Here is a 24,593-nt window from a genome sequence, read left to right on the forward strand (position 1 = left end):
GGTCTGTCTGGTTCGCGCTCTGTTCAGTGCTCACTTCCGAAGTCACGCTGAGAGAGAACCCCGGCAGGGGTAGGCGCAGCGGCTCGGTGGGGGGCGGCCGATGACGTACGTACCGATCCTGAAAGGCAAGCGAGGCGAGTTCACCGCACTTGGCAAGGTGGCACCGGAGGTTCAGGCACAGATCCGTCCCGTGCTCGAAGTCGTTCCGGACGAAGGTCGGCGAGATGTCCTGGAGACGTTTCGAAAACATGCCTGGAAAGAGTTACCGAAGGGACTCGAAGTCGCCGTGGATTGCGGGGCTCTTTGGCATGCTGGTCCGGTCGGAGGATTCTTCACCGGGCACTCGATGAACTGGCTCAGCGAGGCATTCGGCGCATGGCTTCTTCCCATGGTGCCTGTCTTCCGTGTTTTTGATCCTCCGGGAGCCTTGAGGGAAGTGCGAGACGTCCACCGCGCCCACGGCCTAGGAGCCATGCTGCGGCTCGACATCGTCGCGCTCCCGGCGGATTCGTCCGCCATCTCACACGAAGTGCGCCGCGCACTGCACGCGCTCGGGATCACTCCCGAACAGGTGGACCTTGTGCTGGACGCGGGTTATGTCCCTTCCGACGTCGCGGTCGCCCAGGCAGTGCCCGCCATGCTGCATGCCTTGGACTGGGCGCGCACCGCGCCCTGGCGCCAGGTGGTGACGGCCGGCGGGTCCTTCCCTCAGACTCTCGCTCGGCTGCCCCGCGACCGCCCAAATCGGCTTCATCGCTGGGAGACCGCCTTGTGGCACAAGGTCGCCCGTAGCTTCGAGGGCACTCCCCCGGTCTTCGGGGACTACGGCGTCAGCCATCCGGCGATGCCGGCGAAAGGCTGGCGAGGTTCTCCGAATCTTCGGTACACGGTGGGCGAAGACTGGCAGGTCTACGTGGCGTCCCAACGTCGGCCGGGCAATGACGACTTCTTCGCCCTCTGCGCGCACCTACTGGAGTCCGATCACTGGGCCGCTCAGGGCGAAGCCACGTCTTGGGGAGATCAACAGTTCGCTCTCTGCGCCCATGGCCACCGTGCCAAGGCAGGAGCCGCCTCAGAGTGGCGCGCATGGGCCACGTCGCACCACCTGGCGGTGGTGGCCAATTCACTCGCTTCCCTGGGGACACCCTGAACAACGCGAGGACCGTGTAGGGAACTGGGAGAGCAAAGACGCCAGTGCGAGGTCGCAGCCCTTCGGCCCCGCGACGGGTGCGGGTCGCCGACGAGTTATCGGCTGATGAGCCGCTGCCGCACTTGGCTTCCCGGATCCCAGGACAACGTGGCCGCGTGACGTCGGGAACGATACGACTGCGGGCCGACGGTGCACGACCGCCGGCCCGGAGCAACGCCGGTGTGTTGTGGCCGGGCGGCTACAACACCGGGAGGTTCTTGCGGAGTTCGAAGGCCGTGACCTCGCTCCGGTACTCCTCCCACTCCTGCTTCTTGTTGCGCAGGAAGAAGTCGAAGACATGCTCGCCAAGCGTCTCGGCGACCAGTTCGCTGCGCTCCATCAGGGAGATCGCCTCGCCGAGGTTCTGCGGGAGGGGCTCGATGCCCATCGCGCGGCGTTCGGCGTCGGTGAGGGCCCAGACGTCGTCGTCGGCGCCCGCCGGGAGTTCGTAGCCCTCCTCGATGCCCTTGAGGCCCGCGGCGAGCAGCACCGCGTAGGTCAGATAGGGATTGGCGCCGGAGTCGATGGAGCGGACCTCGACGCGTGCGGAGCCGGTCTTGCCGGGCTTGTACATCGGGACGCGGATCAGCGCGGAGCGGTTGTTGTGGCCCCAGCAGATGTACGACGGAGCCTCGCCGCCCGAGCCGGCGGTGCGGCTGGAGCCGCCCCAGATGCGCTTGTACGAGTTGACCCACTGGTTGGTGACGGCCGAGATCTCGGCGGCGTGCTTGAGCAGACCGGCGATGAAGGACCGGCCGACCTTGGAGAGTTGGTACTCCGCGCCCGACTCGTAGAAGGCGTTGCGGTCGCCCTCGAAGAGCGAGAGGTGGGTGTGCATGCCCGAGCCCGGGTACTCCGAGAACGGCTTCGGCATAAAGGTGGCCTGCACGCCCTGCTCCAGCGCCACCTGCTTCATGACCAGGCGGAAGGTCATGATGTTGTCCGCGGTGGAGAGCGCGTCCGCGTATCGCAGATCGATCTCCTGCTGGCCCGGCGCGCCCTCGTGGTGGCTGAACTCCACGGAGATTCCCATGGATTCCAGCATCGTGATCGCCTGGCGCCGGAAGTCCATGCCCACGTTCTGCGGAGTGTGGTCGAAGTAGCCGGAGCTGTCGGCAGGTGTGGGCCGGGTGCCGTCGACCGGCTTGTCCTTCAGGAGGAAGAACTCGATCTCGGGGTGGGTGTAGAAGGTGAAGCCGAGGTCCGAGGTCTTGGCGAGCATCCGCTTGAGCACATAGCGCGGGTCCGCGAAGGACGGCGAGCCGTCGGGCATCAGGATGTCGCAGAACATCCGGGCCGTACCGGGAGCCTCGGCGCGCCAGGGCAGGATCTGGAAGGTGCCCGGATCAGGCTTGGCGATCATGTCGGATTCGTACACTCGCGCGAATCCCTCGATCGCGGAGCCGTCGAAGCCCATGCCCTCGTCGAAGGCCTGCTCCAGCTCGGCGGGCGCCACGGCGACCGACTTCAGGAAGCCAAGCACATCGGTGAACCAGAGGCGCACGAAGCGGATGTCGCGCTCCTCAAGCGTACGAAGCACGAATTCCTGCTGCTTGTCCATATCTGCTGTCCTACCCATCCTTGCTGGTCAGGCCACCTGCTCCCATGCCGCGGGGCACCCTGGGGCACACGAGCATCCCACCACACGATTTCCGGCGCGTTGCGAACCCTCGTCCAACGCTTCGCGTCGCGCGCGTGTACGAGTCTCTGCCCATAGTGCCTGTACGTCCGCTGCCCATGTAACAGGTGACCGCAATCCATGGTCCTGAACCCGGCGCGTGGAAGGCTTCCGTCCACATATCGGCCGCTCTCGCCGGTCGTTTCCCGCCGGCCGCCTCGTCGGCCGCTCTCGCCGATTGCTCTCGCCGGTCACTCTCGCCGATTGCTCTCGCCGGTCATTTCCTGCCAGCCGCCTCGCCGGTCGTTTCTCGCCGGTCGCCGTCAGCCGTCGTGGTGGCGTGCGTGAGTGTCCGACCAGCCCAGCGGGTACGGTTCCGCGTCGTCGTCCGGGACGGCCGGCGCGCCGCCCGCCTCGGTGAACGCGGTCAGCGCTCCGACCAGAGCCGCGCGCTGCCCGGGATCCAGCCGCTCGACGATCGCCGAGATCTCGCGGTGGCGGGCTTCCGAGACGTCCTCTACCAGCCTTCGGCCGTCCGGAGTCAGTCGCAGCATCGTCTCGCGGCGGTTGTCCGGGTTGCTCTGCCGGGTCGCCAGGCCCGCGACGATCAGCCGGTCCAGCATGCGCATGGCGGTGGAAGGGTTGACGCCCAGCCGCTCGGCGACCTCCACCAGCTTGGCGTCGCCATGGCGTGCGAGCACCGCCAGCAGCCGGAACTGCGGCAGAGTGACCCGGTCCGCCACCGCCGAGAGCGAGCGGGCGGAGACCGTGACCAGCAGCCGGGAGGCGGTCAGCAGGGCATGGGTCACCGCGTCGACGTCGTCCGTGCTTCCCTGTGCGGGCGCCGGGGAGTGCGTCGGTGGTGACTCCGGATGATCGGCCATGCCTCTTTGTACCGTGCCGGCGACCGGTCCGTACCCCGTCGGCGTCCGGTCCGTACCTCGTCGGCGACCGGTCCGTACCTCGTCGGCGTCCGGTCCGTACCTCGTCGGCGCCCGGTCCGCACCCCGTCGGCGCCCGTCCTCAGGACGCGAGTCGACGGGTCCGTACGACGGCGGTGCCAGGACCGTGCCGCGCCGGTGTCCGGTTCGGATCGCACCTGCGTCCGGTTTATACCGGATTGCGGGCGGCCCGGAGGCCGGATCCAGCCGGTGAGGCGGCTCCTCCCTGCTGCCGACAGGGATGCGCCCACTACGATCTGCGCTCATGGGGAGACCGCGTCGCACAGGCATCACGCGTCCCATGGCACTGGTGAGTGCCGTGGCGACGCTGTTCGCCGCGCTCTTTGTCTGTCTGGGCCCCGACACCGGTACCGGAGAGGCCCATCACCAGGAGCGTTCCCGCCTCGTCTCGGTCGCTCCCGCGCAGGCGGAGGCCGAGTTCAGTTGCCCGTACGACAACGGCGACTGCGGGCTCTTCCCGCATCTCAGCCCGGCCGTGCTCACCGTACCGCCGCCGGCCGCTCCGGCGGCCACCGATGTCCCGCTTCCGCACCGTGAACCGCCGTACCGCACCGGCCAGGTGCCCCGCTCCGGCCCGCTCATCCGCGCGCCGGACCTCCACGTCCTTCAAGTACTGCGGACGTAGCCGGGCCCGCACCCGCACCGGGTTCCCGAATCTCCAGATTTCCGTTCCGCGGTCATCCGCGTTCCGCAGTTATCGCAGAAGGACACACACCATGGCTTCCAAGTCCCAGTCGGCCGAGCGCAAGGCCCGAATAGAGCAGATGCGCCGCGCCGAGCAGGCCCGCGAGCGGCGCAATCGCATCATCACGATCACGGTGAGCGCCGTGGTGGTCGCGGGCCTCGTCAGCTTCGGCGCCTTCGTCCTCAACAAGGAGTCCGACAAGAAGGAGCAGGAGCAGGCGGCGGCCAAGGCGCCCATAAAGGACGAGAAGTCCTGGGACGCCAAGAAGCTCAGCCGCAACCATGTCACCGAGGCGGTCAAGTACCCGATGACGCCCCCGGTGGGCGGTGACCACAACCAGGTCTGGATGAACTGCGACGGTGACGTCTACAAGGACGCGATCCCCGAGGTGAACGCGGTTCACTCGCTGGAGCACGGCGCCGTCTGGGTCACGTACAACGACAAGGCCGGCGACGCCGATGTGAAGGCCCTCGGCTCGAAGGTCGAGAAGACCCCGTATTCGCTGATGAGCCCGGTGAAGGACCAGTCCGGTGTGATCATGCTGAGCGCGTGGGGCAAGCAGGTCTCGGTGGACAGCGCCTCGGACCCGCGAGTGGACCAGTTCCTCACGAAGCATGTCCAGGGCCCCGGGACTCCTGAGCCGGGCGCCGCCTGCACGGGTGGAATGGGCGCGCAGTGACCGCCGTGACGCGCACGCAGTGGGCCGCGATCACCGCCGTCGTGCTGGCGCTGCTCTTCGCCGGTACGGCGACAGTGGTCGGCGCCGGACGTGACGACGGCCCGGCGGCGCCCCGTGACCCGGCGGCGGACTCCGTGGAAGCGGGCTTCGCCCGTGACATGGCGGTCCATCACCAGCAGGCGGTGGAGATGTCCTTCATCGTGCGGGACAGCACGGACGACGAGGATGTGCGCCGGCTGGCGTACGACATCGCCAACACCCAGGCCAACCAGCGCGGCATGCTGCTGGGCTGGCTGGACATGTGGGGACTGCCGAAGGTCCAGGCGGACCAGGAGCCGATGGCCTGGATGCGGATGCCGATGGACATGGACATGGGGCCGGGTGACGGCGCCGGGATGGACCATGGACAGGCCGGGCACCAGGCCCACGACGGCTCACTGATGCCGGGCATGGCCACCAACACGGAGCTGGAGCGGCTCCGCGGGGCCCGTGGCAAGCAGGCCGAGATCCTCTATCTCCAGTTGATGACCGACCACCACAAGGGCGGCGTCTCGATGGCGCAGGGCTGTGCCCGGATGTGCACGGTCGGTACGGAGCGGAATCTGGCCGAGGGCATGGTCGCGGCTCAGCAGGCGGAGCTCGGTCTGATGGCCGACCTGCTGAAGGAGCGGGGCGCGAAGCCGCGCGAGGGCTGACCAGGCGAGGCCGCCGGTTCGAGAGAACCGGCGGCCTCCGTCCCGGATCGCTCACCCGTTCGGTCGCCACGAGTCGCGTCACCCGAACGGCCCTACGATGATGGATTTGGCTCGGGGGTGACGCCACTCTGGAGGTACGGACCCATGACCACCGCCAAAGACATGATGCATCCCGGGGCCCAGTGGATCCCCGCGCACGAGACCCTCGACCGCGCCGCTCAGCTCATGCGCGAGCTGGATGTGGGCGCGCTGCCGATAGCCGACTCGGACGAGCGGCTGACCGGCATCCTCACGGATCGCGACATCGTCGTCGGCTGTGTGGCCCAGGGCCACGATCCGTCGAAGATCACCGCGGGCGAGATGGCGCAGGGCACACCGCGCTGGATCGACTCGAACGCGGACGTGGACGAAGTACTGATGGAAATGCAGAGCCATCAGATCCGCCGGCTTCCGGTGATCGAGGACAAGCGTCTCGTCGGGATCATCAGCGAGGCCGATCTCGCTCGCCATCTCACCGAGATCCAGATCGCCGGGTGGGCGGAGCGGGTCTACTCGAACGACTGACCGCCGCCACCTCGGCGCGGTACGGCCCGGGGCCCGTGACTGACCGTCCGTGGCCGTCCGCGGACCCGGCGGTCACGGGCACGGCGGTCACGGGCACGGCGGTCACGGCTCCGGGCCGCTGTGTCCGTGACCGCCGGCGAGTGGGACGGACCACATCGCCGGGCCGGAAGATCGCGTCAGACAGACGATTACACTGGAGCGCGTGCCTCAACTACGCCTCGCTCTGAATCAGATCGACTCGACCGTCGGCGATCTCGCCGCGAACGCCGAGGCGATCGTGCACTGGACCCGGCACGCCGCCGAGCAGGGAGCGCATGTCATCGCGTTCCCCGAGATGGTGCTGACCGGCTACCCCGTCGAGGATCTGGCCCTGCGGTCGTCGTTCGTCGAGGCGTCCCGGGCCGCCGTGAGCGCGCTCGCGGCGCGGCTGGACGAGGAGGGCTTCGGAGAGATCCCCGTCGTCCTCGGCTACCTCGACCGCTCCGAGACGGCCCAGCCGCGGTACGGCCAGCCGGCCGGTGCCCCGCGGAACGCCGCCGCCGTACTGCACCGCGGCGCCGTCGTGCTGAACTTCGCCAAGCACCATCTGCCGAACTACGGCGTCTTCGACGAGTTCCGGTACTTCGTGCCGGGCGACACCATGCCGGTGATCCGGGTCCATGGTGTCGATATCGCGCTCGCGATCTGTGAGGACCTCTGGCAGGACGGCGGCCGGGTGCCGGCCGCCAGGTCCGCCGGGGCCGGGCTGCTGCTCTCCATCAACGCCTCGCCGTACGAGAAGGAGAAGGACGACACCCGCCTTGAGCTGGTGCGCAAGCGGGCTCAGGAGGCCGGCTGCACCACCGCCTATCTCGCGATGATCGGCGGCCAGGACGAGCTGGTCTTCGACGGCGACTCGATCGTCGTCGACAAGGACGGCGAAGTCATCGCCCGTGCGCCGCAGTTCGCCGAGGGCTGTGTCGTCCTGGATCTCGATCTGCCGGCGGCCGCCGCCGAGCCGCCGTCCGGCGTGGTGGACGACGGTCTCCGGATCGACCGGGTCGTCCTCTCCGAGGATCCCGTGCCGGCCTACGAGCCCGAGCTGACCGGTGGCTACGCGGACCGTCTCGACGACGACGAGGAGATCTACTCCGCGCTCGTCGTGGGGCTGCGCGCGTACGCCGCGAAGAACGGCTTCCGGTCCGTCCTGATCGGCCTCTCCGGCGGTATCGACTCGGCGCTCGTCGCCGCCATCGCCTGCGACGCGCTCGGTGCGCGGAACGTGTACGGCGTGTCCATGCCGTCCAAGTACTCCTCGGACCATTCCAAGGGTGACGCCGCCGAGCTGGCCCGCCGTACCGGGCTCAACTTCCGTACGGTGCCGATCGAGCCGATGTTCGACGCGTACATGGACTCGCTGGCGCTCACCGGACTCGCGGAGGAGAACCTCCAGTCACGGCTGCGCGGTACGACGCTGATGGCGCTCTCCAACCAGGAGGGTCAGATCGTGCTCGCGCCGGGCAACAAGTCCGAGCTGGCGGTGGGTTATTCGACGCTGTACGGAGACTCCGTCGGCGCGTACGGCCCGATCAAGGACGTCTACAAGACGGCGGTCTTCCGGCTCGCCCGGTGGCGCAACCGCGCCGCCGAGGAGCGCGGCCAGATCCCGCCGATCCCGGAGAGCTCCATCACGAAGCCGCCGAGCGCCGAGCTGCGGCCCGGCCAGGTCGACACGGACTCGCTGCCGGACTACGACGTACTGGACCGGATCCTGGAGCTGTACGTCGACCGCGACCAGGGCAAGGACGCGATCGTCGCGGCGGGCTTCGACGAAGAGATGGTCACGAAGACGCTCCGGATGGTGGACACGGCGGAGTACAAGCGGCGCCAGTACCCGCCGGGCACCAAGATCTCGGCGAAGGGCTTCGGCAAGGACCGGCGACTGCCGATCACGAACCACTGGCGGGAGTCGACAACGAGCTGATCCCGCTCTCCCGCTCCTGCGGCCGGGGGCCTTCCGCGACCACGCGGGAGGCCCCCGCCGTCGTCTCCCGCTCGCCCGCGCCACCTCGGTCCAGCAGCCCGGCCGTCACCGCGATGGCCAGCCCGACGACCGCCAGCACCGCGCCGACCAGCGTCGGAGACATCCAGCCCCAGCCCGCCGCGATGGCCGCGCCGCCGAGCCAGGCGCCGCCCGCGTTGGCGAGGTTGAAGGCCGAGTGGTTGGAGGCGGAGGCGAGCGTCGGAGCGTCCTTGGCCTTCCGCATGACCAGCATCTGGAGCGGAGTGGTCGTCATGAAGCCGACCGCGCCGAGCACCACCACCGTCACCAGCGCCGCCCACTGCACCTGCGCGGTGAAACGGAAGGCGACCAGCACCACGGCGAGCGTGCCGAGCGAGCCGTACAGCGTGGGCCGCAGCGCGCGGTCCGTGAGCGGTCCCGCCGCGAGCGCGCCCAGTGTCATACCGATGCCGAAGAGCGCGAGGACCAGCGTCACGGAGGACTCACCGAAGCCCATGACCTCGGTCGTCATCGAGGCGAGATAGGAGTACACGGCGAAGACACCGCCGAAGCCGAAGACCGCCGTCGCCAGTCCGAGCAGCACCTGGCGGTTGCCGAGGGCCCGCAGCTCCCGGCCCACGCTCTGGCGCGCGTCGACGGGCACGTACGGGACGAGCCGGGCGAGCGCCAGCATCGAGACCAGGCCGATGACCGTGACGACCAGGAAGGTGGCCCGCCAGCCGAGATGCTGGCCGAGCAGAGTGGCGGCCGGGACACCGACGATGTTCGCGACGGTCAGCCCGAGGAACATGGTCGCGACGGCCCGCGCCTGCCGGCCCTCGCTCACCAGCCTGGCGGCGACGACGGCGCCCACGCCGAAGAACGCGCCGTGCGGCAGTCCGGCGAGCAGCCGGCCCGCCAGCAGCCAGCCGAAGCCGGGCGCGAGCGCGGAGGCGAGATTGCCGACGACGAAGAAACCCATCAGCAGCAGAAGCATCCGCTTGCGCGGGATGCGGGAGCCGACGGCGGTGAGCAGCGGGGCGCCGATGACGACGCCGATCGCGTACGCCGAGACGAGATAACCGGCCGTCGGGACGGATGTGCCCAGATCGTCGGCGACATTGGGCAGCAGGCCCATCATCACGAACTCGGTGGTCCCGATGCCAAAGGCACTCACAGCTAGGGCCAGCAGGGCCAGGGGCATGGAAACAGACCTCTCCGTAGTAAGTACCTCCACGGAACAAAGTCTCTCAGGCCGTTTGTTCCGGCAGATGAACACCGGATTGCGTCAAACCTCCGCGACTGGCGGACGCTCCGGGAACACCCGCCGCGAGGACAGGCCGGCGGCCAGGCCTGCCTGGCGGCCAGACAGGCTCAGCGCAGCTCGACCCGGGCCGCGAGCGGCAGATGGTCGCTGTCCGTCGCCGGCAGGCTCCACGACGACGTGGGCTCGACGCCTCTCACCATGATCTGGTCGATCCGTGCCAGCGGGAACGACGCGGGCCAGCTGAAACCGTAGCCGTCTCCGGCCGCGCCCTGCGTCGAGCGCATCTGGGACGTGACGGCGTTGAGCGACCGGTCGTTCATCGTGCCATTGAGGTCGCCGAGCAGGATCACCTCGTCGAGCGGTTCGTCGGCGATCGCCTCACCGAGCGCGTCCGCGCTGTCGTCACGCTGGTTGGCGGTGAATCCGGCGTGCAGCTTGACCCGTACGGACGGCAGATGCGCCACATACACGGCGATCTGACCGTGCGGCGTGCTGACCGTGGCGCGCATCGCGCGCACCCAGCCCAGCCGGATGTCGACGGACCGGGCGGCGGTCATCGGATACCTGCTCCACAGTCCGACCGTGCCCTGTACGGAGTGGTACGGGTACTTCCCGGTCAGCGCCTTCTCGTACACCGGTACGGCACTGTCCTTCAGCTCCTCCAGCGCCACGACATCCGCTCCGGAGTCCGCGATGGCGCGTGCGGTGCCTTCCGGGTCCGGGTTCTCGGCGTTGACATTGTGCGTGGCGACCATGAGATCGCCGCCGCCGCCGGACTTGTCGGTGAGGAGCCCGCCGAAGAGATTGACCCAGACCACGGCCGGCAGCAGCAGCGCGATCAGCGCGGTGGCCGAGCGCCGCACGAGGGCCAGGACCAGGAGCAGCGGGACGAACAGCCCGAGCCACGGCAGGAAGGTCTCGGTCAGACTGCCCAGGTTGCCGATCTTGTTCGGGATCTGGGCGTGCAGGGTCATCAGCAGCGCGACCAGCACCGCGAGGACCGCCAGGACGACGCCGCGCCGCCAGATTCCCGGATCACGGCGCCAGCGGCCGAGCAGGGCTCTGACGCGGGATCCGGAGCGGTTGTCTTCTCCGCCGGCCGTCACCGACTGCGCCGTGTACTCCTGCGTCATCTGTTGCCCTCACTGCCTTGCCGTGCACGCCCGCCACCGACCCTAGGCGATGTACGGGCGCTTCTCCGCCGTCGGGGGGACGGCCGTACCGCCACAGACGAGAGCGACGGGGCCCTGGGTTCCGATCAAGGATGAATGACCGGCGGCTGTGACACAACGCGTACGGCGTGGACGGGCCCGGTTCCGGCACGATCGGCCGCACCGGCCGGGCGTTTCGCCGTCCGTACGAAGCCGGTTCCGCCGTTTTCACGCCCGTATGTGCCGGAGGCCCCGGATGCCTCACTTCCGCGGTGTCAGGCCCTGAAGCACGGCATCGATCATGCGTTCGGCCAGATCGTCGTCGAGCGGCGCCTCGGGCCGGTGCAGGGTGCGGACGAGCATCGGACCGACGATCATGTCGCTCATCAGGTCCACGCCGAGGTCGTCGCGCAGCTCCCCGGTGGCCACTCCTCGGCGGATGGCGGCCAGCGTGGCCATACGCCGTGGCTCTATGACCATCCTGTGGTACTCGCCCCACAGCTTGGGCCGGCTCTTCATCTCCGCGAAGACGTTGTGCAGCAGCACGGAGGAGCGCTGGGCCAGTCCGCGCCTGCGCAGTGATTCCAGGATGACGGTCAGATCGTCCAGAGCGGAGGTGCCGGGCAGCTCGGGCTCGGGCGGCTCGATCTCCCGCAGGACATCGACGAAGAGCTCTTCCTTGCCCTGCCAGCGGCGGTAGATGGTGGCCTTGCCGACGCCCGCGGTGCGGGCGATGCGCTCTATGGAGAGAGTGCCCAGCGGTACGCCGTCCTCCAGCAGGGTCACGACGGCGTCCAGGATCGCCCGCTCGGCCGCCTCACTGCGTGGCCTGCCGCGGCGGTGCTCCTTCTCGTGATCATGCTCCTGCACGTGTTTCCCTCTCGCTGCCGTCCACCGCGCCCGTTCGCCGCACTACTCGCTGCGACGATTCTCTTACACAGCGGCGGTGTCCGGTCCCGGCCGGTCCGTCCCGGCCCTGCCACGGGACGGACGGCCGGGAACGGCGGCGCCGGTGAGCGGGCCTCAGTGGCTGGCGGCCTCCGCCGGTGCGGGCGCCTCACTGGCCTCGGCCGGCTTCGCCGCCGGCGGCCGTCCCGGCAGGAACACCGCGACCACCACGGCGCCGATCAGCGCGACGGCCGCCGAACCGAGCGCGGTGACATGCATGGCGTCGAGGAACGCGTCGTACGCCGAGCCGATCAGCGGCTTGCCCGCCGGGCCGAGCTTCGCCGCGACACCGAGGGTCGCCTCGATCGACTCGCCCGCCGCGTCACGCGCGGCGGCCGGGACGGCACCGAGGTGTCCCTCGATCTCTCCCCGGTACGTCGCGGACAGCACCGAACCGAGGACCGCGACCCCGAGTGCGCCGCCGACCTGGCGGAAGGTGTTGTTGATCGCCGAGCCGGAACCGGCCTTCTCGCGGGGCAGGGCCTGCATCACGGCGACGGTCACCGGCGGCATGATGTGGGCCATTCCGGTGCCCTGGACGAAGAAGACCAGGCACAGGACCCAGACCGGTGTGCCGGTGTCGAAGAGCGCGAACGCCGCGAGGCCGGCCGCGACCAGCAGCATGCCGACCGTACAGACCACGCGGGCGCCGAACCGGTCCACGACCAGCCGGGCGCGCGGCGCGAAGATCATCTGGGCCGCCGCCAGCGGCAGGATCAGCAGGCCGGACTGGAGCGCGCTGTAGCCGCGCACGCTCTGCAGATAGAAGGCCGAGAAGAAGGTCACACCCATCAGCGCGAAGAAGACCAGCGCGATGGCGGCGACCGCGGCGGCGAAGGCCGGCTTCTTGAAGTAGCTGACGTCGATGGCCGGATGGGTGCTGCGCTTCTCGTGCCAGACGAAGACCGCCAGCACGGCCAGCCCGCCCAGCAGCGGGAGCAGCACCGTCGGCTCGGTGAAGTCGGCCAGCTCGCCGCCCCGGATGATGCCGTACACCAGCAGGACGAGTCCGACGACGGAGAGCGCGACACCGAGCGGGTCGAGCCGGCCCGGCCTGGGATCCCTGGAGTCCGGGACCAGCAGCACCATCGCGACCAGTGCGACGACGACCACGGGGACATTGACCAGGAAGATCGAGCCCCACCAGAAGTGCTCCAGCAGCAGTCCGCCGGTGATCGGGCCGATGGCGATGCCGAGGCCCACGCTGCCGGCCCAGATACCGATGGCCTTGGGCTGCTCGTCGCGTTCGAAGACATTCATCAGGACGGCGAGAGTGGCGGGCATCACAAAGGCGGCGCCGAAGCCCATCAGGGCGCGGTAACCGATGAGTTCGGCGGGCGATCCGGACATCGCGGCGAGCGCCGAGCCGAGGCCGAACACGAGTATGCCGAAGAGCAGCACCTTCTTGCGGCCTATGCGGTCACCGAGGAGGCCCGAGGTGAAGAGCAGCCCGGCGAAGACGAGCGTGTAGGAGTTGATCGCCCACTCCAGCTCGCTCTGCGTGGCGCCGATGCCGGTCGGTGCGGGAGCGGCGATCGTCTTGACCGCCACATTCAGTATCGAGTTGTCCAGCACGACGATGAGCAGGCTGAACATGAGGACGCCCAGGATGGCCCAGCGGCGACGGTGGACGGCTTCGGGTATTCGAGGTGCGGCGGCAGGGGCGCCGGACGGTGTGGACATGGCGTACAGACTAGGTGCATTCCGATACGAGACCGTCTCGTATTGGAAAGTCTTTACCGTGCGGCGACCGCGGCGCCGGGTCCGGCGCCGGGCCCACTTCCCGTGGACGGCCTCGGGATGCCACCATGGATACGGTCCGGGGACACCGTCAGGGTGCCTCGAGATGACGAAAGGGCCATTGGCCATGACTCTTCAGGCTGAGCGGACGCCGGCCACCGGCGGTCCCGCCGACAGCGCCAAGGCGCTCTACGGCGGCAAGAGCTCCCGTCGCATCACGATCCACGACATCGCCGCCGCCAAGGAGCGCGGCGAGAAGTGGCCCATGCTCACCGCCTATGACGCGATGACGGCCTCCGTCTTCGACGAGGCGGGCATCCCGGTCATGCTCGTCGGTGACTCCATGGGCAACTGCCATCTCGGCTACGAGACCACCGTCCCCGTCACGCTGGACGAGATGACGATGCTCTCCGCCGCGGTCGTCCGGGGCACAAGGCGCGCTCTGATCGTCGGCGACCTGCCGTTCGGCTCGTACCAGGAAGGCCCGGTGCAGGCCCTGCGCAGCGCCACGCGCCTGGTGAAGGAGGCCGGCGTCGGCGCGGTCAAGCTGGAGGGCGGCGAGCGCTCGCACACCCAGATAGAGCTGCTGGTGCAGGCCGGTATCCCGGTGATGGCGCACATAGGCCTCACTCCGCAGTCCGTCAACGCCATGGGCTACCGCGTGCAGGGCCGCGGTGAGGAGGCGGCTCAGCAGCTCCTCCGCGACGCCAAGGCGGTGCAGGACGCGGGCGCCTTCGCGGTGGTGCTCGAACTGGTACCGGCCGAGCTGGCCGCCGAGGTCACCAGGGTCCTGCAGATCCCGACCGTCGGTATCGGCGCCGGTCCCGAGACGGACGCCCAAGTGCTCGTCTACACCGACATGGTGGGACTGACCGGCGGCAAGGTGCCGCGCTTCACGAAGCAGTACGCGAACCTCCGGCAGACGCTCGGCGACGCGGCGAAGGCGTTCGCCGACGAGGTCGTCGGCGGAACGTTCCCGCAGGAGGAGCACACCTTCCACTAGGTCGTGTCCGGCGCGGCGCCGGACAGCGCCGTACGCCCGGAGGCCGCCGCGCGGCGGCCTCCCCCAGAGCCACTGCCCGCACGAACGACAGCCCGCCGATCTTCCCCCGTCGGCGGGCTGTCGCGCGTCCCGGGCCCGCCGGCCGGTGCTCGTGCGGTGCCTGTGCGCGCCTGTCGGTGGAGTGTCGGGAGTCGTTGGCCGCTGTCGGCGGATTGTCGGCGGATTGTCGGTGGCGGCGTGTCAAATGGTGGCATGACGCGAATCGACAAGAACCCCAACGGCAGCCGCTCGGGCAACGCCGTCGAGGTGCGGGGACTGGTCAAGCAGTACGGCGGACCCCAGGGCACCCGGGCCCTCGACGGAATAGACCTCGATGTGCGCGAAGGCACCGTCCTCGGTGTGCTCGGACCCAACGGCGCCGGCAAGACAACGCTCGTACGCATTCTGTCCACGCTCGTCCAGCCGGACGCCGGCACCGCGATGGTCGCCGGATACGACGTGCTGCGCCAGCCCCGGCAGTTGCGCCGCACCATCGGCCTCACCGGCCAGTACGCCTCGGTCGACGAGAAGCTCTCCGGCTGGGAGAACCTCTACATGATCGGACGGCTCCTCGATCTGTCCCGCAAGGACGCCCGCCGCCGCTCCGACGAGCTGCTGGAGCGTTTCTCGCTCACCGAAGCGGCGAAGAAGCCGGCGATGCAGTACTCCGGCGGTATGCGGCGCCGTCTCGACCTGGCCGCCTCGATGATAGGCCGCCCGTCCGTGCTGTATCTGGACGAGCCGACGACGGGCCTCGACCCCCGTACCCGTAACGAGGTCTGGGACGAGGTGCAGCGCATGGTCGCCGAGGGCGCCACCGTCCTGCTCACCACCCAGTACATGGAAGAGGCCGAGCAACTGGCGAGCGAGCTGACGGTCATCGACCGCGGCAAGGTCATCGCCAACGGCGGTGTGGACGAGCTGAAGGCGAAGGTCGGCGGACGCACGCTGCAGATCCGGCCGGCCGATCCGGCGCAACTGCCGGCGATGGCACGGGCGATCGCCGAGACCGGACTCGACGGAGTGTCCGGCACCCAGGCCGTGCCGGACGAGGGTCTGCTGTACGTACCGATCCTCAGCGACGAGCAACTGACCGCCGTCATCGGCCTGCTCGGCGAACGCGGCTTCGGCATCGCCCATATCGGCACCCATCTGCCCAGCCTGGACGAGGTGTTCCTGGCCGTCACCGGCCAGAAGACCAGCCACGCGTCCGACACCACCTCCGAGGAGATCGCGGCATGAGCACGACCACACTGCCCACCTCCGCTCCCACGCGGACGCCCGGTCCCGCTTCGGCCGCCGACGACGACGCACGGATCGGAGTGCGCGCCAATCTGCGCCACATCGGCGCGCTGGCGCGCCGCAACGTCCTCCAGATCAAGCAGGACCCGGAGTCGATGTTCGACGTCCTGCTGATGCCGATCGTCTTCACGCTGCTGTTCGTGTACGTCTTCGGCGGTTCCGTCGGCGCGAGCCTCGGCGGCAGCCGCGACGCCTATGTGAACTACGTGGTCCCCGGTCTGATGGCGATGATGGGCATGAACATCGCCATGGCGGTCGGCACCGGTGTGAACGACGACTTCCGCAAGGGCGTCATGGACCGGTTCCGTACGATGCCGATAGCCCGGTCCTCCGTACTGATCGCCAAGATCGTCGTCGAGATCGGCCGGATGCTGGTCGCCACGGCGATCCTGCTCGGCATGGGCTTTCTGCTCGGCATGGAGATCAGGACATCGGTGCTGGAGCTGTTCGGCGCCGTCGGTCTCTCGCTGGTGTTCGGCGCCTCACTGATGTGGATCTTCATCCTGCTGGGTCTCACCATGAAGACGGCGCAGGCCGTCCAGGGCGTGGCCATGCTGGTGCTGATGCCCTTGCAGTTCGGTTCGTCGATCTTCGCTCCGCCGGCCACCATGCCCGGCTGGCTGCAGACCTTCACGGACTACAACCCGCTGTCCAACCTCGCGGACGCGGCACGGAATCTGATCAACGGCGGTCCGGTCGCGCACTCGATATGGGTGACGCTGGCGTGGGCCGCGGCGATCACGGTGGTGACGGCCCCGCTGGCCGTCGCCAGGTTCCGTAAGAAGTCCTGAGAGCGGCGGGCACGGACGCGGCCGGCCGGACAGCGGATGCGAGGTGCTCCGGCGTACGCCGACGGCCCGGCGGCTCAGACGAGGGCGGCGGCCTCCTCCATCGTGAGGCCGCCGCCCTCGGCGCGTCCCGCCTCGTACGCGGCCTCGCCGAGCGCGGCGATCACGCTCTTCCGCGCCTTCGTCAGCAACTCCCGCTCCATGGAGGCCCGGAAGTGTCCCTCGGGCAGGAGTACCTCGTAGGCACCGAGCAGTCGCGCCGCGTCCCGCGCCCGGTCCGGCCGGCCGGCCGCGCGCTCCCGGTCCTCGCCTGCCAGGCCGCTCAGCGCCCAGGCGGCCGTCACCAGATCGAGCGCGGCCATCTCCGGCGCCATCATCCGCGACAGCGGCGAAAGCGATGTCTCCAGCGCGGCGCGCGCTCCCTCCAGCCCCTCCGCGTACCGGCCGTCCTCGCAGTCCAGCCAGGCCAGGATGCCCCGCACGAAGCCACCGAAGACGGCCAGTGTCTCGGAGCGGAACACCTCCATCAGCACCTCCAGTTGCTCCCGGGCCTCGTCCCCGCGCCCGGTACGGCCCAGCCGCACCGCGAGAAAGAGCCGGGCGGCGGCCAGCGCCTCATGGGCCCCGTCCCGGCCCTCGGCCAGCACCTCACGGAGGATCCGCTCGCCCTCGTCACCCCGGTCCGTCTCGATCAGCGCCGACGCCAGCCGGGACCGCAGCACCGCGACCTGGGACTGCGCGCCGAGCCCCTCGGCATGACCGATGGCCGCCGTGTAGTCCTCCGCGGCGAGAGCGTAATCGCCGCGCTTCTCCCGTGCCTCGCCCCGGGCCGCCAGCGCCTCCGCCGTGCCCCAGGCGTCGCCGAGCCGGTCGTAGATGGCCAGGCTCCGGTCTGCGTCACGGCTCGCGTCGCCCGCCGACGCGACGCGGTTGGCCAGGATATTGGCCCGCATCTGCAGCGCTCCGGCGAGCTCCCAGTCGTAACCGAACTCCTCACAGGCCCGCACGGTCTCGTCCAGGACGCCTCTGAGCTGCTCGGCCTCTCCGGTGAACATGAGCACGAAGAACCACAGCGTGCCGGGAAAGCGGCAGGTCTGCGGCAGACCCGGCCGGTAGACCGTGGCCACCGCGCTCAGCCAGGCGAGCCGCTCCGGCGAGGTCCAGTCGTGCGCCTCACGCTCCAGGGAGACCATTTCGATCAGCCGCACCTGGCGCCGGGCCTCCTGAAGCATCTCCGGGGCCAGCGGCGGCGGCGCGTCCGTGCACCGCTCGGGCAGCGGCGGCGCGGGCCGCGCCGGCGGTGCGAATGGATCGGGACCGAGAGCCGCGGCGGCTTTCGACCACTGCCGCGCGTCGGCGAGCAGATCGATCATCTGCCAGAACCACGCCAGCGAGAGCACGAGTACGAGCGCCTCGTCCTCGTCGCGGGCGGCGACGGCGCGGCGCAGCGCGGTGCGCAGGTTCTCCTGCTCCAGCCGGAGCAGGGCCATCCCGGCGCGCTGGCCGGCGCCGCGGAGCACCGGGTCGGTGGTGCGGGCCAGCTCCCGGTAGTGGACAAGGTGCCGGCGCTCGGCGGCGGCACGGTCGCCGGCCTCGTCGAGCCGCTCCGCGGCGTACTCCGCGACGGTTTCGAGCAGCCGGTAACGCATGTCGCCGTCCGGCGACGGCGCCGCGACGACCAGAGACTTGTCGATGAGTGCGCCGAGGAGCCCGGCGACCTCGCGAGGGCCGACGGCGGCGTCCGCCGTGCCGTCTCCGCACACCGACTCGGCGGCCGTCAGATCACAGCCGCCGGCGAAGACGGACAGCCGGCGCAGCACGGCGCGTTCCGGCGCGTCGAGCAGGTCCCAGGACCAGTCGACGACGGCGCGCAGGGTCTGCTGGCGTGGCAGTACGGTCCTGCTGCCGCTGGTCAGCAGGCGGAAGCGGTCGTCCAGGCGGTCGGCGATCCGGCGCGGCGTGAGCATACGCAGCCGGGCCGCGGCCAGTTCGATGGCGAGAGGCAGCCCGTCGAGCCGACGGCAGATCTCGGCGACGGCGCCGGGATCGTCGGCCGGGTCGAAGCCGGGCCGGACGGCGCGGGCCCGCTCCGCGAACAGCCGGTGCGCCGGGTCGGGCGGCAGCGGCTCGACGGGACGTATCACTTCGCCCGGGACGCCGAGCGGCTCCCGGCTGGTCGCCAGGACGGTCAGCTCGGGGCAGCGCGCGAGCAGTTCCTCGGCGAGGGTCGCGGCGGCCTCGACGACATGCTCGCAGTTGTCGAGAAGGAGCAGCATGCGGCGGCGCGCGCAGTGCTCGACCAGCCGTACGAGCGGCTCGCTGCCATGCCGGTCGGCGGCTCTCAGCTCCTCGGCTCCGGCGCCGCGCAGCACTGTCTCGCGCGCTCCGAGCGCGGTCAGCACGGCCTCGGCCACGGTCTCCGGGTCGTCGACGGGCGCGAGTTCGGCCAGCCACACACCGTCCGGCCAGCCGTCGGCGACCCGCTCGGCGGCCTCCTGCGACAGCCGGGTCTTCCCGGCGCCGCCGGGACCGAGCAGGGTCACGAGCCGGGCCCGCCCGAGATCGTCGCGAATGGCCTCGATGTCCGCCTCGCGGCCCACGAAACTGGTCAGCCGCGCGCGGAGGTTGCCGTACGGCGCCGGGCTCCGCCGGTCCGCGGTTCCGCCGGCCGGACCGGCCCGCCGGACCGCACCGCCCGGACCGTCCTCCCGGCCGGATCTCTCTCCTCGGTCCGGGCCGGGACCGCTCCCCCGCTCGTCGGTCCGGTCGCCCGCGTGGAGCAACTCCTGGTGCAGTGCGCGCAGTCCGGGGCCCGGATCCGTACCGAGACGGTTCGCCAGAGCGCGGCGGACCGTGTCGTACGCCACCAGGGCCTCGGCCGGCCGGGACGCGTCGCGCAGGGCCCGGATACGCAGCGCGTGCAGCGGCTCGTCCAGCGGGAACTCGTCGCAGAGCGCGGCCAGTTCGGGCAGTGCCTCCTCGGCGCGGCCCAGGTCGAGCGTGGCCGTCAGCCGGGCCCGGCGGGCCTCCAGACGGCGGGTCTCCCAGCGGGCGGCTTCCGGCGCCCGGTCGGGCAGATCGGCCAGGGCCGGGCCCTGCCAGAGCGCGAGCGCGTCGTCGAGAAGGGCCGCCGCCTTGATCGCGTCTCCCTCCTCCAGGGCCCGCGCGCCCTCGGCGGCGAGCCGTCCGAACCGGTGGAGATCGATGTCCTCCTCGTCGGCGCGCAGCCGGTAGCCGCCGTCGGACGAGGACACGGCCTCGTGTCCGAGCGCCCGCCGCAGCCGTCCGACGAGCGCCTGAAGGGCGCCCACCGCGTCCGCCGGCGGATCGCCGGCCCAGACCTCGGCGACCAGCGCGCCGACCGGCACCGTCCGCCCGGCCCTCAGGGCGAGAACCGTCAGCAGCGCACGCAGCCGTGTTCCGCCGAGGGCGACGGGCGTGCCGTCGTCGTGCAGTGCTCGTGTGGTGCCGAGGACGCGATAGCGCATCCGCCCATTGTCCCCGGCACGGCCCGGTCGTCCACGCACCCCTCCCCCGGCGGCCGGGACCTCCTCGGCGGCGGTCCGCGCGGTCAGGAACCACGGAGCCCTCGCGGGACGTTCTTCCGGCGTCGCCGGGCCCTGTCCGGCACACGGCACCGTCCACCCGCGGGCAGCCCCGTACTCCGGACGGACGGCGTTACTTTCGCAACACGCCCTAGTACGGTCGATCCGCACAGCCACCGATCCCTGGGAGCCCCGTCCATGACCACCGCCACCGTCCGCAGCAGCGATCGGCGGATCTCTCCCGTCTTTCTCGGCATCGTCGCCGTCATGGCCGTCTCCGGCTGGGCCGTGTGGACGGACTTCTCCGCCAACGTCGGAGTGGCCGTCTTCCTGTTCGTCACGGCCGCCTGGATCGTCTCGCTCTGTCTGCACGAGTACGCGCACGCCAGGACCGCGCTGCACGGCGGAGACATCTCCATCGGCGCGAAGGGCTATCTGACGCTCAACCCGCTCAAGTACACGCATGCGCTGCTGAGCATCGTGCTGCCCGTGATCTTTGTGATCATGGGCGGGATCGGTCTGCCCGGCGGAGCGGTCTTCATCGAGCGGAACCGTATCCGGGGCCGCTGGAAGCACAGTCTGATCTCGGCGGCCGGGCCGCTGACGAACGTGCTGTTCGCGGTCGTGTGCACGGCGCCGTTCTGGCTGGGCGCGCTGGACGGCGTACCGCTCGGTTTCCAGTACGCGCTCGGCTTCCTCGCACTGCTCCAGGTCACCGCGGCGATCCTGAACTTCCTGCCGGTGCCGGGTCTGGACGGCTACGGAGTGATCGAGCCGTGGCTGTCGTACAGGATCCGCCGGCAGGTGGAGCCGTACGCGCAGTTCGGGCTGCTCGGCGTCTTCGTCATCATCCTGATCCCCGGCGTGAACGAGGTCTTCTTCGACGTGATCCACGCGATCCTCGGCGGGCTCGGCGTATCGGATCTGGACGCCTACTGCGGACGTAATCTGTTCAGTTGGTGGACCGACCGGAACGAATTCGCCTGCGGTCCTGTCAGCTCGTAGCCGTGGTCGTACGGGCCGCTCGCTCGGCCTTCGCCCGGCGCAGGTAGTACCAGGCCATGTTGGACGACAGCGCGGCGAGCAGCACCCAGACGACGCCGAGCCAGTTGCCGGCGGCGAAGGAGACCACCGCCGCGACGACGGCGAGGGCGCAGACGGCGAAGGCGTACAGAGCGAGGCGGGGCATGGGGGTCGGCTCCTGTCGGGGACGGCTTACCGGACCGCGTCCACGCGGCCGGCGCCGTCAAGTCTCCCCCATGCCCGCCGGTGCCGGTCGCCCGGCCGCCGGTCACACGTCGGTCACCCGCAGTCCGGCGTGCGCCTTGTAGCGGCGGTTGACCGAGATCAGATTCGCCACCAGCGACTCCACCTGGTGGGCGTTGCGCAGCCGGCCCGCGAAGACCCCGCGCATTCCCGGAATCCGGCCGGCCAGCGCCTGCACGACATCGGTGTCCGCGCGGGCCTCGCCGAGCACCATCACATCGGTGTCGATCCGCTCGACCGACGGATCCTGGAGGAGCACCGCGGACAGGTGGTGGAAGGCGGCGGTCACCCGTGAGCCGGGCAGCAGGACGGCGGCCTGCTCGGCGGCGCTGCCCTCCTCCGGCGTGAGCGCGTACGCGCCCTTCTTGTCGAAGCCGAGCGGATTGACGCAGTCCACGACGAGCTTGCCCGCGAGGTCGTCCTTGAGGGCCGCCAGGGTCTTGGCGTGGCCCTCCCACGGCACGGCGACGATGACCACGTCGCTGCGTCGCGCGCATTCGGCGTTGCCGGCGCCCTCGACGCCGTTGCCGAGTTCGGCGGCGGCCGACTCGGCCCGCTCGGCGGCCCGGGATCCGATGATCACTTTCTGCCCGGCCCTGGCCAGCCGGTAGGCGAGGCCGCGGCCCTGGTCGCCGGTGCCGCCGAGCACGCCGACGACCAGCCCGGAGACGTCCGGGAGGTCCCAGGGTTCCCTGGCCGGAGGCGTGGGCGCGCTGCCACTGTCATGTGAAGTCATGCTCCGACCCTACTTCCCGCACTACTCGTAGGTAGCGGTCCCCGTTCGGGTGAGCCCGTGGTGACCGGCCCGCGCGGGAGGCCCGGCTGCGGCAGGATGCGGGCCCATGGATGCCGTACGCGTCGCACTGCTGCGTGAAGTCCTCGCCGGGACGCAATGGCCGTCCGCGGCGCGCCGCTTCGCCGGGGCCCTGCGGTCCTCCGTCGTACCGCAGGGCGGCGGGCTGCTGCTGGTCGGCACCGAGGAGTACGAGCCGTGGCATCTCGCCGCGCATCTGGTGGACGAGGCCGCGTGGTCCGGTCAGCCGGAGCTGAATCCCACGCTGGTGCGGCACCGGGTGCGGCCGGAGGATCCGGCGCATCTCGCCGTCGGACTGGGCCGGCTCAGGGCGGTGGGCCGCGGCGAGACGCTGCTCGTCGTGGCGCCGGAGCGGCCGGACGGCGGGCTGCTGGAGCGGGTGCACGACGCGCGGCGGGCCGGCGCGACGGTGCTGTCGCTCGACGGCGGGGACGCGGAGGTGCGCGGGCTGGCGCACGAGGCGCTGACGGTGGCCGCGGCGGACCTGGAGCACGGTGTGGATCTCGACACCGTGCAGCATCTCGTGAGCGCGGCCGCCGGAGAGAACAGCGTGCCGGGACCCCGTGGGCGGCGGCGCTTCCGGGACCGGCTGTCGCGGCTGGCGGAGCAGCTCACGGCGCCGCCGCCGGCCCGCTGGTAGCGGAGCGGCCGGCGTCACCAGGATTTCGCTTGCATGTTCCACGTATCAGCACGGAACATGGCCCCTCGTGACCAAAAAGCTCCAGGCGATCCTGCCGGATCTCACTCCGCTCCGTACCCTGCGCGAATTCCGGCTGCTCTGGATCCAGGGGCTGGTGACCTCCTTCGGCAGCTCCATGGCCATGATCGCGCTGCCGCTCCAGATCAAGGACCTGACCAACTCGCCGTTCGCGGTCGGTGCGATGGGCGCCGTCGAAATGGTGCCGCTGATCGTCTTCGGGCTGTACGGCGGAGCGCTGGCCGACGCGGTCGACCGCCGCAGGGTCATCCTGCTCTCCGAGGCGGGACTGGGCCTGCTCGCCGCCGTCCTGCTGGTGAACGGACTGCTGCCGCGTCCGGCGCTCTGGCCGCTGTATGTGGTCGCGGCCGGCGTCTCCGCGCTCTCCGGCCTCCAGCAGCCCGCGCTGGGCTCGCTGATCGCGCGGATCGTCCCGCACGACCAGCTCACCGCGTCCGCCGCGCTGAACTTCATGCGCGGGCAGATCGCGGCCGTGGTCGGTCCCGCGTTCGCCGGTGTCGTCGTCGCCTTCGCGGGCGCGCCGACGGCGTACGCGGTGACGGTCACCGGCTTCACGGTCTCGGTCCTGATGTGTCTGCGGCTGTCGCCGGCGCCGCCTTCGCACACGGCAGGCAAGCCGTCGCTGCGCAGTGTGGTGGAGGGCGCGCGCTACGCCTGGAGCAAGCCCGTCCTGCTCGGTACGTACGCGATCGACATGGCCGCGATGTTCTTCGCCTATCCGATCGCGGTGTTCCCGTTTCTGGCCCAGGACCTGCACGCCGAGTGGGCGCTCGGGCTGATGTACGGAGCGATCCCGCTCGGCGCCGTACTGGTGAGCCTGACCAGCGGCTGGGCCTCCCGGGTGCGCCGCCACGGCCGGATGGTCACGCTGGGCGCGGCGGGCTGGGGTCTCGCGATGACCGCCGCCGGATGGATGTCGAACATCTGGCTCATCCTGGCCTGTCTGGTGATCGCGGGCGGCGGCGACATGGTCAGTGGCCTGGCCCGCCACACGATCTGGGACCAGACCGTCCCGGAGGAGCTGCGCGGCAGGCTCGCGGGCATAGAGGTGCTGTCGTACAGCACCGGGCCGCAGCTCGGCCAGCTACGGGCCGGCACCGTGGCCGGCTGGACCGGCACGCGTCCGGCGATCTGGAGCGGCGGCCTGGCCTGTGTGGCGGCGGTGGGACTGCTGGCGGCCGTACTGCCGAAGCTGATGACGTACAACGCCGACACGGACGAGGACGCGCTGCGCCGCCGGGCCCAGCGGGAGGCGACTGCTCGGGAGGCGACGGCCGAGGCCGGCGCGGCCCCCGCGGGCGCGGAGGCCGCGGCCTGAAGCGCGCCGCCTGAACCGCGCCGCCGTCAGGCGGACGGAGTGTCGTCCTCCTCGCCGCGGGAGCCGTCGTGCCAGCGAGGGTCGTTCTCCCACTCCAGGTTGCGTTCCCGCGCCGTGTCCATCGCGTGTTCCGCCTCCTGGCGGGTCGCGTAGGGGCCGAAGCGGTCCTTGGCCGGGCAGTCGGGGCCTTCCTCGACCTTCTTGTGCTCCAGGCAGTAGTACCACTCGCCGGCTTTAGCGGTCGTGCGCTTCTTGAACAGGGCCATCATCGGCTCCTTCCTCTGACGCCATGCTGCCCCACGGTCGCTGGTCGGGCCCTGC

The 24,593-nt window shown here is 70.4% G+C and carries 22 protein-coding genes; 12 read left to right on the forward strand and 10 right to left on the reverse strand.

The window, feature by feature from the left end; translation table 11 throughout:
* Nucleotides 1–100 precede the first annotated feature (100 nt).
* Complete coding sequence (locus PV679_RS02715; RefSeq protein ID WP_319678575.1) at nt 101–1,150, forward strand: beta family protein; 1,050 nt, start codon at nt 101–103, stop codon at nt 1,148–1,150.
* Nucleotides 1,151–1,388: 238 nt separating this feature from the next.
* Here the strand turns inward: PV679_RS02715 and PV679_RS02720 are convergent, their stop codons facing one another.
* Together PV679_RS02720 and PV679_RS02725 are read right to left on the reverse strand one after the other, a co-directional pair.
* The gene (locus tag PV679_RS02720) at nt 1,389–2,750 is read right to left on the reverse strand and encodes a glutamine synthetase family protein (RefSeq protein WP_319678576.1); all 1,362 of its coding nucleotides are present in this window, start codon (nt 2,748–2,750) and stop codon (nt 1,389–1,391) included.
* 380 nt (nt 2,751–3,130) lie between these two features.
* Nucleotides 3,131–3,691: a MarR family transcriptional regulator gene (locus PV679_RS02725; RefSeq protein WP_319678577.1), complete on the reverse strand. Its 561-nt coding sequence runs from the start codon at nt 3,689–3,691 to the stop codon at nt 3,131–3,133.
* Nucleotides 3,692–4,013: 322 nt separating this feature from the next.
* Here PV679_RS02725 and PV679_RS02730 point away from each other — a divergent pair, with 322 nt between their 5' ends.
* The 5 genes from PV679_RS02730 (at nt 4,014) to PV679_RS02750 (ending at nt 8,355) form a co-directional block, all read left to right on the forward strand.
* The gene (locus tag PV679_RS02730) at nt 4,014–4,394 is read left to right on the forward strand and encodes a hypothetical protein (protein WP_319678578.1); all 381 of its coding nucleotides are present in this window, start codon (nt 4,014–4,016) and stop codon (nt 4,392–4,394) included.
* 91 nt (nt 4,395–4,485) lie between these two features.
* Nucleotides 4,486–5,133, forward strand: coding sequence for a DUF3105 domain-containing protein (locus PV679_RS02735; protein WP_319678579.1), 648 nt, complete (start codon nt 4,486–4,488; stop codon nt 5,131–5,133).
* 5 nt (nt 5,134–5,138) lie between these two features.
* The gene (locus PV679_RS02740) at nt 5,139–5,828 is read left to right on the forward strand and encodes a DUF305 domain-containing protein (RefSeq protein ID WP_319678740.1); all 690 of its coding nucleotides are present in this window, start codon (nt 5,139–5,141) and stop codon (nt 5,826–5,828) included.
* 144 nt (nt 5,829–5,972) lie between these two features.
* Nucleotides 5,973–6,392, forward strand: a complete 420-nt coding sequence (locus PV679_RS02745; protein ID WP_319678580.1) for a CBS domain-containing protein — start codon at nt 5,973–5,975, stop codon at nt 6,390–6,392.
* 202 nt (nt 6,393–6,594) lie between these two features.
* Nucleotides 6,595–8,355 carry an NAD+ synthase gene (locus PV679_RS02750; RefSeq protein ID WP_319678581.1) on the forward strand — a complete coding sequence of 587 codons (1,761 nt, stop codon included), beginning with the start codon at nt 6,595–6,597 and terminating at the stop codon, nt 8,353–8,355.
* Here PV679_RS02750 and PV679_RS02755 read toward each other — a convergent pair.
* From PV679_RS02755 to PV679_RS02770, 4 genes are all read right to left on the reverse strand, one after another.
* Nucleotides 8,321–9,577: an MFS transporter gene (locus PV679_RS02755; RefSeq protein WP_319678582.1), complete on the reverse strand. Its 1,257-nt coding sequence runs from the start codon at nt 9,575–9,577 to the stop codon at nt 8,321–8,323. The two genes, PV679_RS02750 and PV679_RS02755, sit on opposite strands and share 35 nt — an antisense overlap.
* A gap of 170 nt (nt 9,578–9,747) precedes the next feature.
* Nucleotides 9,748–10,773: an endonuclease/exonuclease/phosphatase family protein gene (locus tag PV679_RS02760; RefSeq protein WP_319678583.1), complete on the reverse strand. Its 1,026-nt coding sequence runs from the start codon at nt 10,771–10,773 to the stop codon at nt 9,748–9,750.
* Between the two features lie 279 nt (nt 10,774–11,052).
* The gene (locus tag PV679_RS02765; protein ID WP_319678584.1) at nt 11,053–11,661 is read right to left on the reverse strand and encodes a TetR/AcrR family transcriptional regulator; all 609 of its coding nucleotides are present in this window, start codon (nt 11,659–11,661) and stop codon (nt 11,053–11,055) included.
* Nucleotides 11,662–11,814: 153 nt separating this feature from the next.
* Nucleotides 11,815–13,422 carry an MFS transporter gene (locus tag PV679_RS02770; protein WP_319678585.1) on the reverse strand — a complete coding sequence of 536 codons (1,608 nt, stop codon included), beginning with the start codon at nt 13,420–13,422 and terminating at the stop codon, nt 11,815–11,817.
* Between the two features lie 184 nt (nt 13,423–13,606).
* Between PV679_RS02770 and panB the strand changes: the two genes are divergently transcribed.
* The 3 genes from panB (at nt 13,607) to PV679_RS02785 (ending at nt 16,614) form a co-directional block, all read left to right on the forward strand.
* Entirely contained in the window at nt 13,607–14,482 is an 876-nt protein-coding gene (gene panB / locus PV679_RS02775; protein ID WP_319678586.1) for a 3-methyl-2-oxobutanoate hydroxymethyltransferase, read from the forward strand.
* A gap of 252 nt (nt 14,483–14,734) precedes the next feature.
* Nucleotides 14,735–15,763 (forward strand): ATP-binding cassette domain-containing protein, encoded by a 1,029-nt coding sequence (locus tag PV679_RS02780; protein WP_319678587.1) that lies wholly within the window; start codon nt 14,735–14,737, stop codon nt 15,761–15,763.
* Nucleotides 15,760–16,614, forward strand: coding sequence for an ABC transporter permease (locus tag PV679_RS02785; protein WP_319678588.1), 855 nt, complete (start codon nt 15,760–15,762; stop codon nt 16,612–16,614). Before PV679_RS02780 ends, PV679_RS02785 begins: the two co-directional genes overlap by 4 nt.
* 74 nt (nt 16,615–16,688) lie before the next feature.
* Here PV679_RS02785 and PV679_RS02790 read toward each other — a convergent pair whose 3' ends face one another.
* Entirely contained in the window at nt 16,689–20,099 is a 3,411-nt protein-coding gene (locus PV679_RS02790) for an AfsR/SARP family transcriptional regulator (protein ID WP_319678589.1), read from the reverse strand.
* 255 nt (nt 20,100–20,354) lie between these two features.
* Here PV679_RS02790 and PV679_RS02795 point away from each other — a divergent pair, with 255 nt between their 5' ends.
* The gene (locus tag PV679_RS02795; protein ID WP_319678590.1) at nt 20,355–21,161 is read left to right on the forward strand and encodes a site-2 protease family protein; all 807 of its coding nucleotides are present in this window, start codon (nt 20,355–20,357) and stop codon (nt 21,159–21,161) included.
* On the opposite strand, the gene PV679_RS02800 is transcribed toward PV679_RS02795, so the two are convergent.
* A complete protein-coding gene (locus PV679_RS02800) occupies nt 21,151–21,345 on the reverse strand; it encodes a hypothetical protein (RefSeq protein ID WP_319678591.1) in 195 nt (64 codons plus the stop codon). The genes PV679_RS02795 and PV679_RS02800 overlap by 11 nt on opposite strands.
* A gap of 102 nt (nt 21,346–21,447) precedes the next feature.
* Entirely contained in the window at nt 21,448–22,158 is a 711-nt protein-coding gene (npdG, locus tag PV679_RS02805; RefSeq protein ID WP_319678592.1) for an NADPH-dependent F420 reductase, read from the reverse strand.
* A 106-nt stretch (nt 22,159–22,264) separates the two neighbouring features.
* Here npdG and PV679_RS02810 point away from each other — a divergent pair, with 106 nt between their 5' ends.
* Nucleotides 22,265–22,876 carry a hypothetical protein gene (locus PV679_RS02810; RefSeq protein WP_319678593.1) on the forward strand — a complete coding sequence of 204 codons (612 nt, stop codon included), beginning with the start codon at nt 22,265–22,267 and terminating at the stop codon, nt 22,874–22,876.
* A 67-nt stretch (nt 22,877–22,943) separates the two neighbouring features.
* Nucleotides 22,944–24,272 carry an MFS transporter gene (locus PV679_RS02815; protein WP_319678594.1) on the forward strand — a complete coding sequence of 443 codons (1,329 nt, stop codon included), beginning with the start codon at nt 22,944–22,946 and terminating at the stop codon, nt 24,270–24,272.
* A gap of 26 nt (nt 24,273–24,298) precedes the next feature.
* Here the strand turns inward: PV679_RS02815 and PV679_RS02820 are convergent, their stop codons facing one another.
* Entirely contained in the window at nt 24,299–24,538 is a 240-nt protein-coding gene (locus PV679_RS02820; RefSeq protein ID WP_319678595.1) for a hypothetical protein, read from the reverse strand.
* Between the last annotated feature and the right edge of the window lie 55 nt (nt 24,539–24,593).

The sequence above is a fragment of the Streptomyces sp. AK02-01A genome (assembly GCF_033795305.1).
In the GTDB taxonomy this organism is placed as follows: domain Bacteria; phylum Actinomycetota; class Actinomycetes; order Streptomycetales; family Streptomycetaceae; genus Streptomyces.

Coding starts and splice junctions, on each gene's coding strand:
- PV679_RS02730 (WP_319678578.1), top strand. CDS start 4,014: ATGGGGAGACCGCGTCGCACAGGCATCACGCGTCCCATGGCACTGGTG.
- PV679_RS02770 (WP_319678585.1), bottom strand. CDS start 13,422: ATGTCCACACCGTCCGGCGCCCCTGCCGCCGCACCTCGAATACCCGAA.
- npdG (WP_319678592.1), bottom strand. CDS start 22,158: ATGACTTCACATGACAGTGGCAGCGCGCCCACGCCTCCGGCCAGGGAA.
- PV679_RS02735 (WP_319678579.1), top strand. CDS start 4,486: ATGGCTTCCAAGTCCCAGTCGGCCGAGCGCAAGGCCCGAATAGAGCAG.
- PV679_RS02785 (WP_319678588.1), top strand. CDS start 15,760: ATGAGCACGACCACACTGCCCACCTCCGCTCCCACGCGGACGCCCGGT.
- PV679_RS02780 (WP_319678587.1), top strand. CDS start 14,735: ATGACGCGAATCGACAAGAACCCCAACGGCAGCCGCTCGGGCAACGCC.
- PV679_RS02790 (WP_319678589.1), bottom strand. CDS start 20,099: ATGCGCTATCGCGTCCTCGGCACCACACGAGCACTGCACGACGACGGC.
- PV679_RS02810 (WP_319678593.1), top strand. CDS start 22,265: ATGGATGCCGTACGCGTCGCACTGCTGCGTGAAGTCCTCGCCGGGACG.
- PV679_RS02755 (WP_319678582.1), bottom strand. CDS start 9,577: ATGCCCCTGGCCCTGCTGGCCCTAGCTGTGAGTGCCTTTGGCATCGGG.
- PV679_RS02745 (WP_319678580.1), top strand. CDS start 5,973: ATGACCACCGCCAAAGACATGATGCATCCCGGGGCCCAGTGGATCCCC.
- PV679_RS02800 (WP_319678591.1), bottom strand. CDS start 21,345: ATGCCCCGCCTCGCTCTGTACGCCTTCGCCGTCTGCGCCCTCGCCGTC.
- PV679_RS02720 (WP_319678576.1), bottom strand. CDS start 2,750: ATGGACAAGCAGCAGGAATTCGTGCTTCGTACGCTTGAGGAGCGCGAC.
- PV679_RS02795 (WP_319678590.1), top strand. CDS start 20,355: ATGACCACCGCCACCGTCCGCAGCAGCGATCGGCGGATCTCTCCCGTC.
- PV679_RS02760 (WP_319678583.1), bottom strand. CDS start 10,773: ATGACGCAGGAGTACACGGCGCAGTCGGTGACGGCCGGCGGAGAAGAC.
- PV679_RS02725 (WP_319678577.1), bottom strand. CDS start 3,691: ATGGCCGATCATCCGGAGTCACCACCGACGCACTCCCCGGCGCCCGCA.
- PV679_RS02715 (WP_319678575.1), top strand. CDS start 101: ATGACGTACGTACCGATCCTGAAAGGCAAGCGAGGCGAGTTCACCGCA.
- PV679_RS02820 (WP_319678595.1), bottom strand. CDS start 24,538: ATGGCCCTGTTCAAGAAGCGCACGACCGCTAAAGCCGGCGAGTGGTAC.
- panB (WP_319678586.1), top strand. CDS start 13,607: ATGACTCTTCAGGCTGAGCGGACGCCGGCCACCGGCGGTCCCGCCGAC.